At 65.5% G+C, this 12,744-nt stretch carries 15 protein-coding genes; 3 read left to right on the forward strand and 12 right to left on the reverse strand.

The genetic code is table 11. The annotated features are described in order from the left end of the window. Window positions 1-36 precede the first annotated feature (36 nt). Window positions 37-1,479: a homospermidine synthase gene (locus tag A3M7_RS0106985; protein ID WP_027543281.1), complete on the forward strand. Its 1,443-nt coding sequence runs from the start codon at window positions 37-39 to the stop codon at window positions 1,477-1,479. 91 nt (window positions 1,480-1,570) lie between these two features. Here A3M7_RS0106985 and A3M7_RS0106990 read toward each other — a convergent pair whose 3' ends face one another. From A3M7_RS0106990 to A3M7_RS0107045, 12 genes are all read right to left on the reverse strand, one after another. Continuing rightward, entirely contained in the window at window positions 1,571-2,311 is a 741-nt protein-coding gene (locus A3M7_RS0106990; RefSeq protein WP_027543282.1) for an acetoacetate decarboxylase, read from the reverse strand. Between the two features lie 115 nt (window positions 2,312-2,426). Continuing rightward, entirely contained in the window at window positions 2,427-2,759 is a 333-nt protein-coding gene (locus tag A3M7_RS49580) for a hypothetical protein (protein WP_027543283.1), read from the reverse strand. A 101-nt stretch (window positions 2,760-2,860) separates the two neighbouring features. After that, complete coding sequence (locus A3M7_RS0107000) at window positions 2,861-3,577, reverse strand: MgtC/SapB family protein (RefSeq protein ID WP_027543284.1); 717 nt, start codon at window positions 3,575-3,577, stop codon at window positions 2,861-2,863. 30 nt (window positions 3,578-3,607) lie between these two features. Further along, the gene (locus tag A3M7_RS0107005) at window positions 3,608-4,627 is read right to left on the reverse strand and encodes a WD40 repeat domain-containing protein (protein ID WP_027543285.1); all 1,020 of its coding nucleotides are present in this window, start codon (window positions 4,625-4,627) and stop codon (window positions 3,608-3,610) included. Further along, on the reverse strand, window positions 4,627-5,673 hold the full coding sequence (locus A3M7_RS0107010; protein ID WP_027543286.1) for a GTP-binding protein: 1,047 nt from the start codon (window positions 5,671-5,673) through the stop codon (window positions 4,627-4,629). The genes A3M7_RS0107005 and A3M7_RS0107010 overlap by 1 nt, the downstream gene beginning before the upstream one ends. Window positions 5,674-5,727: 54 nt before the next feature. After that, complete coding sequence (locus tag A3M7_RS0107015) at window positions 5,728-6,591, reverse strand: metal ABC transporter solute-binding protein, Zn/Mn family (protein ID WP_027543287.1); 864 nt, start codon at window positions 6,589-6,591, stop codon at window positions 5,728-5,730. Window positions 6,592-6,596: 5 nt separating this feature from the next. After that, window positions 6,597-7,466: a metal ABC transporter permease gene (locus tag A3M7_RS0107020; protein ID WP_027543288.1), complete on the reverse strand. Its 870-nt coding sequence runs from the start codon at window positions 7,464-7,466 to the stop codon at window positions 6,597-6,599. 6 nt (window positions 7,467-7,472) lie between these two features. Further along, window positions 7,473-8,228, reverse strand: a complete 756-nt coding sequence (locus tag A3M7_RS0107025; RefSeq protein ID WP_027543289.1) for a metal ABC transporter ATP-binding protein — start codon at window positions 8,226-8,228, stop codon at window positions 7,473-7,475. Between the two features lie 2 nt (window positions 8,229-8,230). Next, window positions 8,231-8,467, reverse strand: a complete 237-nt coding sequence (locus tag A3M7_RS0107030; protein ID WP_027543290.1) for a hypothetical protein — start codon at window positions 8,465-8,467, stop codon at window positions 8,231-8,233. 43 nt (window positions 8,468-8,510) lie between these two features. After that, on the reverse strand, window positions 8,511-9,011 hold the full coding sequence (locus A3M7_RS0107035; protein ID WP_008138982.1) for a hypothetical protein: 501 nt from the start codon (window positions 9,009-9,011) through the stop codon (window positions 8,511-8,513). Continuing rightward, window positions 9,008-9,619, reverse strand: a complete 612-nt coding sequence (locus A3M7_RS0107040) for a permease (RefSeq protein ID WP_027543291.1) — start codon at window positions 9,617-9,619, stop codon at window positions 9,008-9,010. Before A3M7_RS0107040 ends, A3M7_RS0107035 begins: the two co-directional genes overlap by 4 nt. 271 nt (window positions 9,620-9,890) lie before the next feature. After that, window positions 9,891-10,487 (reverse strand): superoxide dismutase, encoded by a 597-nt coding sequence (locus A3M7_RS0107045; protein ID WP_014491764.1) that lies wholly within the window; start codon window positions 10,485-10,487, stop codon window positions 9,891-9,893. A gap of 233 nt (window positions 10,488-10,720) precedes the next feature. Between A3M7_RS0107045 and A3M7_RS0107050 the strand changes: the two genes are divergently transcribed. Continuing rightward, entirely contained in the window at window positions 10,721-11,248 is a 528-nt protein-coding gene (locus A3M7_RS0107050; RefSeq protein WP_027543292.1) for a GNAT family N-acetyltransferase, read from the forward strand. 81 nt (window positions 11,249-11,329) lie between these two features. Continuing rightward, complete coding sequence (locus tag A3M7_RS0107055) at window positions 11,330-12,715, forward strand: MATE family efflux transporter (RefSeq protein WP_027543293.1); 1,386 nt, start codon at window positions 11,330-11,332, stop codon at window positions 12,713-12,715. Window positions 12,716-12,744: the final 29 nt, after the last annotated feature.

The following is a 12,744-nucleotide window of genomic DNA, read 5'->3' on the forward strand; positions in this document are numbered from 1 at the left end:
CCTTTGTTTGCCAGCACGTTCCGGAGAAACCATCCCATGAGTCCCGCCTCGCAGATCTACGCGAAGATCACCGGTCCCATCGTCATGGTCGGCTTCGGCTCCATCGGCAAAGGCACGCTGCCACTGATCGAGCGGCATCTCGATTGCGACAAGTCGCGCGTCACCGTGATCGATCCCAAGGACGAGGGCCGCAAGGCGCATTGCGAGAAGCACAATGTCCGCTTCATCCAGAAGGGTGTGACCAAGGACAATTACCGCGAGTTGCTGACCCCGCTGCTCACCGAAGGCGGCGGCCAGGGCTTTTGCGTCAATCTCTCGGTCGATACCGGCTCCACCGACATCATGGAGCTCTGCAACGAGCTCGGCGCGCTCTATATCGACACCGTCAACGAGCCCTGGCTCGGCTTCTATTTCGATTCCTCGAAGGGCCCGGAGGCACGCTCCAACTACGCCCTTCGCGAAGTGACGCTGGCCGCCAAGAAGGCGCGCCCCGCGGGCTCGACCACGGCCGTCTCCTGCTGCGGCGCCAATCCCGGCATGGTGTCCTTCTTCGTCAAGCAGGCGCTGCTCAATGTCGCCGCCGATCTGAAGCTCAATGCCCCCAAGCCGAAGACCAAGGCCGAATGGGCAGACCTGATGCGGCAGGCCGGCATCAAGGGCATCCACATCGCCGAACGCGACACCCAGCGCTCCAAGTCGCCGAAAGAGCCTGATGTCTTCGTCAACACCTGGTCGGTGGAAGGTTTCCTGTCGGAAGGCGTGCAGCCGTCCGAACTCGGCTGGGGCACCCATGAAAAATGGATGCCCGAAAATGCACGGACCCACGAAGCCGGCTGCGGCGCCGCCATCTATCTGATGCAGCCCGGCGCCAACACCCGCGTGCGCACCTGGTGCCCGACCCGCGGCGCGCAGTATGGCTTCCTCGTCACCCACAACGAGTCGATCTCGATTGCCGATTACTTCACGGTGCGTGACGCCTCGGGCACGGCGGTCTATCGGCCGACCTGCCACTACGCCTATCATCCGGCTGACGACGCGGTGCTGTCGCTGCATGAAATGTTCGGCCGCGCCGCCAAGATGCAGGAAAAGCACCACATCCTCGACGAGAACGAAATCGTCGACGGCATCGACGAACTCGGCGTGCTGCTGTTCGGCCATGACAACAATGCCTATTGGTACGGCTCGCAGCTCTCCATCGAGGAGACCCGCAAGCTCGCGCCCTATCAGAACGCCACCGGCCTGCAGGTGACCTCCGCCGTGCTCGGCGGCATGGTGTGGGCGCTGGAAAACCCGAACGAGGGCATCGTCGAAGCCGACGAGATGGATTTCGATCGCCTGCTGGAAATCCAGCTGCCCTATCTCGGCCCGGTGAAGGGTTTCTACACCGACTGGACGCCGCTGACGGATCGTCCGGGACTGTTTCCGGAAGATATCGACACCAGCGATCCCTGGCAGTTCCGGAATATTCTGGTGCGTTGATCGCACACCACGCCTGATCGATCATGATGCCCGGCCTCGCGCCGGGCATCTCGTTTCACGGCCTATTACTTCGCCAGGTTACTTCGCAAAGTTACTTGGCCATGTAATCGAACGCCACGCTGCCGAGCCCGAGCGTCAGGTCCGCTTTGAAATGCAGCGCCGAGACCACCTCGCGCACCGGCAGCCGGGCGACGTCGCAGAGTGCGTGGGGAAACAGGCCGAGTGCGGCAGGGCCGGTCCACGCTTCCTTCAGCACGACGTCATCGAGATGAAAGCGCACCAGCTCGCAGATCCGCGGGCTGCCGTCGACATGCGGGATGATCTTCAGGATGAAGTTCGGCGACGCCATCGACTTCAGCACCGTGTCGTGGTCGACCTTGCGGTGCTTGTAGCCCATCGTGGCCGAAGCGCAGAGCACCGAGCCGTAATGCAGCGAGCCGACCAAGACGTCGCTCTCGACCTCGATCTTGGGCCTTGCGAGCTTCTTCGGAAAGCCCCACAGCTCGCGGCCGCCGGCGATCGGGGCCTCGTCGTCCAGATACATCGCGTGGGTGTAGCTGCCCTCCTCGCCTTTGAAGCGGACCGGGATCACCTGCCCGGTTTCGGTGTAGTCGCCGAATCCGGTCGAGTCTGGCATGCGGATGAATTCGTATTTCACCACCGGCTCCGCCACCTCAAGCGGCTCGGGCACGATGGCGGCGAGGGCTTCGGGATCGGTCCTGTAGGTGATGATGAAATATTCGCGGTCGAAGAAGCGATATGGCCCCGGCGGGAATGACGGGTTGGTGAGCGGCATCGAATAAGCGGTGCGGCGGACGTCTTCGATCTTCATGGGCGGCCCCATCTGTCGTTGGCGCGACGGATTATGGAGCCGGCCGCCTGCCGAGGCGAGATCGTATAATCGGCATCGGTCGTCAAATGCGCGTCACAATACGCCGGCCGTCGGGCTACTTCTCCCTGATCGGCGGCGCGATCTTCTCGGCGGGCGCTTGCGGCAGCGCCGGCTTGGTGGCCGCGCCCTGCGTCTGCGGTTCGGGGCGCGCGGGCTCGGGCGCCGGGGTGGTCGGCCGGTCACCGCCGGGCTTGGATTCAGCCGGAGTCTTGCTCCGATCGTCGGACGGCGTGCCCTGGAGCGGTGGCGTCGCCTGTGCCGTCTGCATCCGGCTCTCGGCGCGGATTTGCGCCAGCGACAGGCCTGATACCACGACGCCGGCTGCGAACAGCGAGCAGGCGATCATCAGGTCGAATTTCAGTCTGCGCTTGTCATATTGGCCGGGCATGTCGATCACCGCCTTTGTCCGCGGAATCAACGAAATGGCCCGACTGCGGTTCCGTGCCGGACGAGGCGGGAACCGTGCCTCCGCGCGCCAAAACGCCGCGCTCAATCCGTGGTGCTGACTTCCCAGGTGGCGTGGCGCACGCCCGGCAGGTGCTGAAGATCGGTCGCCACCGCATTCAGCTCGTTCGGATCGACCGCGGTCGCGACCAGCTTTGCGACGATTTCGATCAGATCGTCCCCGGTCTCGGCCACGTCGATATCGGCCACCGGATATTTTGCGCCCTCGAGCTTCTCAACGAGCCGGTCGCGCATGTCGGGCAAGGCGTCCGCCGCCACCGCGAGCTTGAAGTAGTAGGTCGCCTCCGAGGTCTTCTCGTTCAGCGGGATGCGGTTGATGGCATTGACCAGCGGACGCAGCATGGTGTTGCCGGCGATCACGAACACGGTCAGCGCGGCCGCCTGCGCGATCATGTCGGCGCCGGCGCAGGAGCCGACCGCGGCCGAGGCCCACAGCGTCGCCGCGGTGTTGAGCCCGCGCACGTCCATGCCCTGCTTCATGATGACGCCGGCGCCCAGGAAGCCGATGCCGGAGACGACATAGGAGATCACCCGGACCGCGCCGTCAGCGCCGGTCAGGTGCATGGCGAGATCCACAAAGGCGGCAGCACCGACCGCGACCAGCACGTTGGTGCGCAGGCCCGCCGTGCGCTGGCGATATTGCCGCTCGGCGCCGATCAGCGTGCCCAGCACGAAGGCCGTGAACAGGCTGACCAGCGTGTCGGCGAAATCAGCAATCTGGAAGGTCGTTAGAAACCGCATGAGCCCCTATACGGCCGGAACGATGACAGATTAAAGCTCCAGCAGACCGCCGTCCCCATTTTCATCCGCAAAGGCCAGCAGCGTGCCCTTGGCGTTCCAGGCGAGCGCGGCGACCGGCGGGGTGCCGTTCTTGCGGACCAGGATCTCGGCGCCGTCTTCGAGCCGCACCATCAGCACGGTGCCGTCGCTATAGCCGGCGGCGAGGATGTCGTTCTTGGGATGGCAGGCGACGACCGAGACGCGCGCCTGCAGCGGCGCGAGCATCGCGGGCTCCTTGCCCATCGGACCGTCCTTGCTGGCGAACGGCCACAGGATGATGGTGTCGGCGCCCGAGGTCGCAAGCGCCTTGCCGCCCGCGCTCCAGGACATCGAACGGACGCGGCCGGGATAGCCGGTCATGCGCATGTGCCGGTTGTCGGCAAGCCGCCAGCCGTGCAGGGCGGCCTCGTGCATCGTGGTGACCAGGAACTTGTTGTCCGGGCTGAAGGTGACGCCGAGATGCGAGCCGGCCCAGGGCAGGAATTCGGCCGATCCTTCCATATTCGGAAACCACAGCGTCGCGCCGTTGTAATGCGCGATCGCGAGCCGCAGGCCCTTCGGTGCGAAGGCGAGCCCGCCGACGGTCGAGGGCACCTCGAGCGACTTCTCCTCGTTCTTGCCGCTCTTGACGGTGGCCGTCTTGCCGGCCGACCAAGCGAAAGCGCCGTCAGCATGCAGCGCCACCGCGTCGATCCAACGGCGCTTCGGGTCGGTGGCGAGCAGCGTCACCTCGCCCTTGGCGTCGAGCGCAACGACCCTGCCGTCGTCGCCGCCCATGATGAGGCGCTTGCCGTCGGAGGCGGTCGAGAGAATGCCGCCGCTGTGCACGGCGACCGTCGTGATCTCGCCCTTGGCGTCGACGAACGCGACATTCTCCTCGCCGCCGACGAAGGCGGCGCGGGGCCCAAGGAAATGCACCGAGGTCACGCCCATGCCGAGCGCGACCGGCTTGACGCGGTCGGTGACGGAGACGATCGAGGCGGAGTCGGGGGCGGGCGTAAACTCTTTCATCACGAGACGATGCAGCTCTCAAAACCCTCGCGAATGGCCTGTTCCGGCAATTCGCGGCCGATGAAGACGAGGCGGCTCTCGCGCGGCTCGCCGTCCTTCCATTTCCGCTGGTGGTTGCCCTCCAGCATCATGTGGACGCCCTGGAAGACGTAGCGGTCGTCGTCGTCGTGGAAGGCGAGGATGCCCTTGGAGCGCAGGATCTTGCCACCTTCCACCTGCACCAGGTTCTGGAGCCAGGGCATGAACATGTTCGGATCGAGCGGCTTGTCGGTCTTGAGCGACAGCGATTGCATGTCCTCGTCGTGATAGTGCTTCAGGCCGTGGCCGTGATCATGGTGGTGATGATCGTGGCCATGATGGTGATGATCATGGTCGTGGTCATGATCGTCGGCCTCCAGAAAGTCCGGCTCGATGTCGAGGATGCGGTCGAGGTCGAAGGCGCCACGATCGAGCACGTCGGCCAGCGCCACCGAGCAGCGCTCGGTGCGGTGGAGTTTCGCATAGGGGTTGATGGCGCGGATGCGGGCCTCGACCTCGGCGAGCTCGGGCTTGGTGACGAGGTCGGTCTTGTTCAGCACGATGACGTCGGCAAAGGCGATCTGGTTCTTGGCCTCGGGCGCGTCTTTCAAACGGTCGGACAGCCATTTGGCGTCGGCGACCGTGACCACCGCATCGAGGCGCGCGTTCTTCTGCACGTCTTCGTCGACGAAGAAGGTCTGGGCCACCGGCGCCGGATCGGCGAGGCCGGTGGTCTCGACGATGATGGCGTCGAACTTGCCCTTGCGCTTCATCAGCCCGTCCATGATGCGCACGAGATCGCCGCGCACGGTGCAGCAGATGCAGCCATTGTTCATCTCGAACACTTCCTCATCGGCGCCGATGATGAGGTCGTTGTCGATGCCGATCTCGCCGAATTCGTTGACGATGACGGCGTATTTCTTGCCGTGGTTTTCCGACAGGATGCGGTTCAAAAGCGTGGTCTTGCCGGCACCGAGATAGCCGGTCAGAACGGTCACGGGAATTTTCTGGGAGGTCGCTTCAGACATAACTACTCCGGGGTCGGGCATTTCCGCGCGACGCGAGGCGGGGTGGCCCCTGCCCTAGTGGTCAAGCGCGCTGGTCAGGGCCTTTATATTGTGCCTGACCATGTCAATGTAAGTGGGGGCAGGCCCCTTTTCACCCGTCAAACCGTCCGAAATCAAGGTCCCGCCGACCTTTGCCCCGGTCTCGGCGGCGATCCGCCGGATCAGGCGGTCGTCGCTGATATTCTCCAGGAAAACGGCCGGGATCCTCGCGGCCTTGATCTGGCCGATGATGGCGGCGATGTCCCGCGCGCTGGGCTCGGTTTCGGTGGAGACGCCGAGCGGCGCGATGAACCGGATACCGTATTCGGCGGCGAAATAGCCGAAGGCGTCATGGGTGGAGATCACCTTGCGCCGCTCGGGCGGAATTGTCGCAACGGCCTCGCGTACCTCGCGGTCGAGCGTTTCGAGCTTTTCCAGATAGGCCTTGGCCTGGGCGCGGAAGAACTCCGCATCATCAGGATCGGCCGCGGCCAGCGCGTTGGCGATATCCGTCACGTAGACCTTGGCATTGGGGACGGACTGCCAGGCATGTGGATCTGCAGCCGAGCCGAGCTTCAGGGGCGCGATGCCCGCGCTGGCGGTGACGACCGTTGCCTTGCTGCCGGAGGATTGCACGAGGCGCGGCAGCCAGCCCTCGAGGCCGAGCCCATTGACGACAACGAACTTTGCGTCCGCGATCCGCTTCGCATCGCTTGGCGCCGGCGTATAGACATGGACGTCGCTGTCGACGCCGACCAGCGTCGTGACGATGACCCGGTCGCCGCCGACATTGCGGACGAAATCGCCGAGGATCGAGAAGCTGGCGACGACGTTGAGCCGTTCCGCGCCGTGCAGCGGCGAGGCGATCAGCAGCAGGGCAAAGAGCGGAAGGAAGCGCATCGCCGTCACGCTTCCAGATGCCGGCCGGGAAACAACTGCCGGACGATGCCGCCGACGCGGCCGAACAGCACCGAGACGATGTAGAGCATAGTCGCGACCAGAATGATCGCAGGGCCCGACGGCACGCGGGTCTGGAACGACAGCACGAGGCCAGCATAGCCCGAGACCGCGGCAGCGACGACCGCGATGCAGATCATGACGGTGAGATCGCGCGACCAGAATCGCGCGATGCCGGCCGGCAGGATCATCAGCCCCACCGCGAGCAGCGTGCCGAGCGCCTGAAAGCCGTTGACGAGGTTGATCACGACGAGCGCGAGGAAAGCGAGATGCGCAGGTCCCCCGGCCCGGCTGACCGTGCGCAGAAACAGCGGATCGACACTCTCGATCACCAGCGGGCGGTAGATCACGGCCAGCACCAGCAGCGTGACCGTGGCGTTGAAGGCGACCACCAGCAGCGTCTGGTCGTCCATCGCGAGGATGTTGCCGAACAGCACGTGCAGCAGGTCGATATTGGTGCCCTTGATCGAGACGATGGTCACCCCCAGCGCCAGCGAGGCCAGATAGAAGGTCGCGAGCGAGGCGTCCTCCTTCAGCCCGGTCGAGCGCGCGACCACGCCGGCGAGGATCGCGACCGCAAAGCCCGCGATCAGGCCGCCGGCCGTCATCGCAAACAGATTGAGGCCGGAGAGCAGGAAGCCGACGGCAGCACCGGGCAGGATCGCGTGCGCCATGGCATCGCCAACGAGACTCATCCGCCGCAGCATCAGGAATACGCCGATCGGCGCGCCCGCCAGCGACAGCGCGATGACGGCGGCAAGCGCCCGCCGCATGAACTCGAATTCGGTGAACGGACTGATCAGCGCGTCATGGAGCATTGGGCGTCACGCCGCGCGCGAATGGGCGTCGTCGGCCGCGCAGGCCGCGGCGCTGTCGTCGAACGCCTCGCACATCCGCATTGCGACGACGAGGTTTTCCGGCGTCAGCACTTCCGCCGTCGGGCCCCAGGCCACAGGGCCCCGCGCCAGCACCAGGGTCTCGGTGAAATGGCTGCGCACCATCTCCATGTCGTGCAGCGCGGCGAGCACGGTGCGGCCCTCGCCATGCCAGTGCTTCACCAGCGCAAGCAGGTCGGTCGTGGTCTTGCTGTCGATGGCGTTGAAGGGCTCGTCGAGCACGATCAGCCGCGCATCCTGGAGCAGCACGCGCGCGAACAGCACGCGCTGCATCTGACCGCCGGAGAGCGTGCCGATCGGGCGGTTCTCGAAGCCATTGAGACCGACGGAGGCTATCGCGCGGAGGATTTTTCCGCGCGCGGCTTTGCCGATGCCGCCGAACAGGCCGGTGCCGCGCCACAGCCCGGTGCCGACGAAGTCGAACACCGAGATCGGGAAGCTGCGGTCGATCTCCGCGCTCTGCGGCAGATAGGCGATATCGCGGGAGTCGAGCCCGCCGAGGTGAATGCTGCCGTCGAGCGGCCTGAGAATGCCGACGATGCCGCGCAGCAAGGTCGATTTGCCGGCGCCGTTCGGGCCGATCACGGCGACCAGCGCGCCTGGCGCGACCTCGCCGTTGAGATGGTGCACGGCCGGATGCCGGTCGTAACCGAGCGTGACGTTGTGGAAATGCAGCGCCGCCATGGTCACCTCATCGCCAGAAACACGATGGCCCAGAGCACGGCGCAGACGGCAACGGCGGCCGAGAGGCGGCCCGCCATGGTCATGCGCAGGATCGACCAGGTCGCGGCCTGGGCCGGATGCGGCGAGGCCGCGTCATGCACGTGGGCATGGGTGTGGTCGTGCCCGTGCGAATGCGCGTCGCCATGAGAATGGCCGTGGGCATGGTCGTGATGGTGGGCGTGGGACGCGGCGGGAACCATGCTAGGACGTTATATTATAACATTACGCCTGTCCACGCCGGGCTCAGGGCTTGCCGATCACCATCGCGATGGCGGCTGCCACGAACGGGAACGGCACCGAGACGGCGCAGCGGAACCAGACGAACCGGGCCGGCATGAACGGGATTTCCCACAAGATCACCCGCTGGAAGGCGAACAGCGCCCAGGCGACGACATAGGCGACCACCTGCGGCACCCCACCGCCCGACTTCAACGCCACAGTGCCGATGGAAAAGCCGATAACGGGGCCGCCGGGCGTGGCAGCACCGGCGACCACGGCGGTCGCGACCCCGAGCCAGCCGCTGTCCGGTCCGAGCCAGCCGGTGATCACCTCCTGCGGAATGATGGCGGCGATGTAGCCCGAGCCGATCACGCCCAGCGCAATCCGCGGCACGATGTTGATGAAGTCCATCGAGCCTTCGCGCAGCGAGGCCTTGAACACCGGGGGCCCGCGGCGGAAGGCGATCAGGCCGACGCCGAACACCGAGCCCCACAGCAGGATGTCGATCAGGAGCGCCGCGCTCAATTCGCCTCCTCGTCGCTGTCGCGCTTCGGATAGAGCCGGACATAGACGAAGCGGCCGAGGCCGCCTGCGAGCACCGGCAGCGGCAGCGAGATGACGATCCGCCACAGCGTGAAATCGGTGCCCATGATCGGGATTTCCCAGGCGACCGCCCGGCCGTAGCCGATCAGGGTCCAGCTCACGACCATGGCGATGGTGGCGCCGAAATCGGCGCCGACCGCCAGCAGCGCGCTCGCCACCGGATAGGCGGTGAATGGCCCGCCCGGCAGGATCGCGCCGAAGGCGGTGCCGATCAGAAGGCCCTTCAGGCCGGATTGCGGCCCGAGCGAGCGCGAGACTTTTTCGTGCGGCAGGATCTCGGAGATGAAGGCGCCGAGCAGGCAGCCGGCCAGCACGCGCGGCAGGATGCCGCCGAACAGCGACAGATCGTGGGTGAGAATGTCGAGAACGCCGTCGGTGCCGTCACGCCGCCAGACCAGCGCCGCGCTGACCGCCACCAGGACCGCGATGATGATCGTCGACCAGCCGATCGGCTTGCGCACACGGCCCGGCCGCGGCTCGGACTCCGCGTCCTCGGCAGGGGCCGGGTCTTTCGGGGAAGGGTCTGACAACGGGCTCGGGTCGGCTCGAGGGTGATGCCCATCCTGATTAAGGGCGCCGCCCATGCGATGCAAACAGTACGATCACAGACCGATGCGCGCATGGCGCAGGACTGATTCAATCCATTCCGCGCAGCAAAAAGGCGGCCGCGTATGCGACCGCCTCTTGTTTTCGTCATTCCGGGGCGGCGCGCCAGCGCCGAGCCCGGAATCCATCGGGCGTCAGCCCGAGTGGACAAATGGATTCCGGGCTCGCGCTTCGCGCGCCCCGGAATGACTCCAATTACGCCTTGTCGAACAGGGACTCGACGTATTCCCAGTTCACGAGGTTCTCGACGAACGCCTTGAGATAGTCCGGACGGCGGTTGCGATAGTCGATGTAGTAGGAGTGCTCCCAGACGTCGCAGCCGAGGATCGGGGTGGCGCCGTGCACCAGCGGATTCTCGCCGTTCGGGGTCTTGGAGATTTCGAGCTTGCCGTTCTTGACCTGGAGCCAGCACCAGCCGGAGCCGAACTGGCCGACGCCGGCCGCCTGGAAGTCCGTCTTGAACTTCTCGAAACCGCCGAGGTCCTCGTTGATCTTCTTCTCGAGCTTGCCGGGCAGCTTGGTGCCGCCGCCATTGGGCTTCATCCAGCTCCAGAAGTGGATGTGGTTGTAGTGCTGGCCGGCATTGTTGAACACCGCGGGGTTCTTGCCGAACGAGCCCTTGACGATCTCCTCAAGGGACTTGCCTTCCCATTCGGTGCCCTTGAGCGCGTTGTTGCCGTTGGTGACGTAGGCCTGATGATGCTTGTCGTGGTGGAATTCCAGCGTCTCCTTAGACATGAACTGGCCGAGGGCGTCATAGGCGTAAGGGAGTGGGGGCAGCGTGAATGTCATGGGTTCTTGTCCGCAACTGGTGGGGAACGTTCTAACGGTCACCCCTTATAGAAGGTTCCGTCGCCGTTAAATACCGTCAATTTGCGAAAAGGCGTGATGCGGCCGCTTGGCCGGATTGCATAAAATCGTCGCATCGTGGGGGGTCGCTTCGACAGGCCGTAAAATATCATTGCCTTTGAGGCGCTTATGGCAGAACGAACGCACCACGGCGCGGAGACGCGAAAGAGAAAGCAATGAGCATCGAGATCGACATCCTGAACGGCGACGCTTCGTGGCGGATCGCACAGCCCCTGCTCAGCGCGATCTGGGGACACGACGCTGCCGAGAAGCCGTCGTGGAGCCACGTCAAATGGGCCAATGCCGACCTTCGCGTGCTGATCGAGACGCCCGAGGACGGCCTCGTCTGCCACGTCGGCATCTACTTCCGCACCGTCACCTGGAATGGACAGAAGGTTCACATCGGCGGCATCGGCGGGGTCTGCACCCGCGAGGACCGGCGCGGCCGCGGCTACGCCACCATGGCGATCGACGCGGCGGTACACACCATCCGGGCCAACGAGGCGGTCCGCTTCGCACTTCTGTTCTGCGAACCGCATAATTTTGCGTTCTACGAGGCCCGCAGCTGGCTGCCCTTCAAGGGCGAGGTCTATTGCGAGCAGCCAGAGGGGAGGATCCGCTTCACCCACATGGCGCCCTATGTCTTCAACATCGTCCGCGCGCCGACGCTCGGCACCATCGACCTCTGCGGCCTGCCCTGGTGAGCCCTGCGTGAGGCGCGGCTGGCGCGCCAGCCGCGCGCCTTATAATATGTCGCTTATCATTCAATATTCCGCCCGGTGAACATGACGATCGACGCCCCCATAGACGCCGCCCCGCCGCGTGCACCGGTCGCCTCCCCCATCGCCAGCCTGCTGACGGCGCCGATCCTGCCGACGCTGCTGCGGCTCGCGATCCCCAACATGATCGCGATGGTCGGCTCGACGCTGGTTGCGATCGCCGAGACCTCCTATATCGGCCGGCTCGGCACCATTCCGCTCGCGGCGATCGCGCTGGTGTTCCCGTTCGCGATGCTGACGCAGATGATGAGCGCGGGCGCGATGGGCGGCGGCGTCTCATCCGCGATCAGCCGCGCGCTCGGCGCCGGGGATCGCGGCCGCGCCGCGACGCTGGCGCTGCATGCCACCATCATCGGCCTCGGCGGCGGGCTGTTCTTCACGGTGATGATGCTCGTCTTCGGCCGCTCGTTCTTCACGCTGCTCGGCGGCCGCGAGCGCGTGCTCGAGGAAGCCAGCGGCTATTCGCAGGTGCTGTTCTCCGGCGCGGTCGCGATCTGGCTCGTCAACACGCTGGCCTCGGTGATCCGCGGCACCGGCGACATGCGCCTGCCCTCGATGACGCTGATCGGGGCGAGCGTGCTCCAGATCGCGCTCGGCGGCACGCTGGGGCTCGGCCTGTTCGGCGTGAAGCAATTCGGCATGCCGGGCGTCGCCGCCGGCCAGTTGATCGCATTCAGCTGCGCCGCGATCTTCTTCCTCTGGTATCTCCTGTCCGGCCGCAGCCGGCTGCCATTGGATTTCCGCGCGTTTCATTTTGAGCGCGCGATGTTTCTGGACATTCTCAGGGTCGGCGCGGTCGCCTGCCTCTCGCCGCTCCAGACCGTGCTCACCATCCTGATCTTCACGAAGATTCTGGCAACGTTCGGCACCGAGATGCTGGCCGGTTACGGCATCGGCTCGCGGCTGGAATTTCTGCTGATTCCGATCACCTTCGCCATCGGCATCTCCTCGGTGCCGATGGTCGGCATGGCGATCGGCGCCGGACATGTGAAGCGCGCACGGCGCGTGGCCTGGACCGCAGCCGCGGCGTCCGCCCTCACCGTCGGCCTGATCGGCCTCGTCATCGCGCTCGATCCCGCGTTGTGGGTGTCGCTGTTCACAGCCGATCCCGGCGTCACCGCCGCCGCGCACAGCTATTTCCACTGGGCCGGCCCGGCCTTTGCGTTCTTCGGCATGGGCGTGTCGCTGTACTTCTCATCGCAGGGCGCGGCGCGCGTCGGCGGACCGGTGCTGGCCTCCACCGCGCGGCTTCTGATCGTCGCGATCGGCGGCATCGGCCTCATGATGGCGCAGGCGCCGGCCTGGACCTTGTTCGCGCTGGTCGGCGGCGCCATGGTCGTGTTCGGATTGTCGACCGCGGCCTCGGTCGCCTTCGCCCGCTGGGGCAAATAAGCGCAGGCAAATAAGCGCGGGAATGTGAT

Source organism: Bradyrhizobium sp. WSM2254, from assembly GCF_000472645.1.
GTDB lineage: Bacteria > Pseudomonadota > Alphaproteobacteria > Rhizobiales > Xanthobacteraceae > Bradyrhizobium > Bradyrhizobium niftali.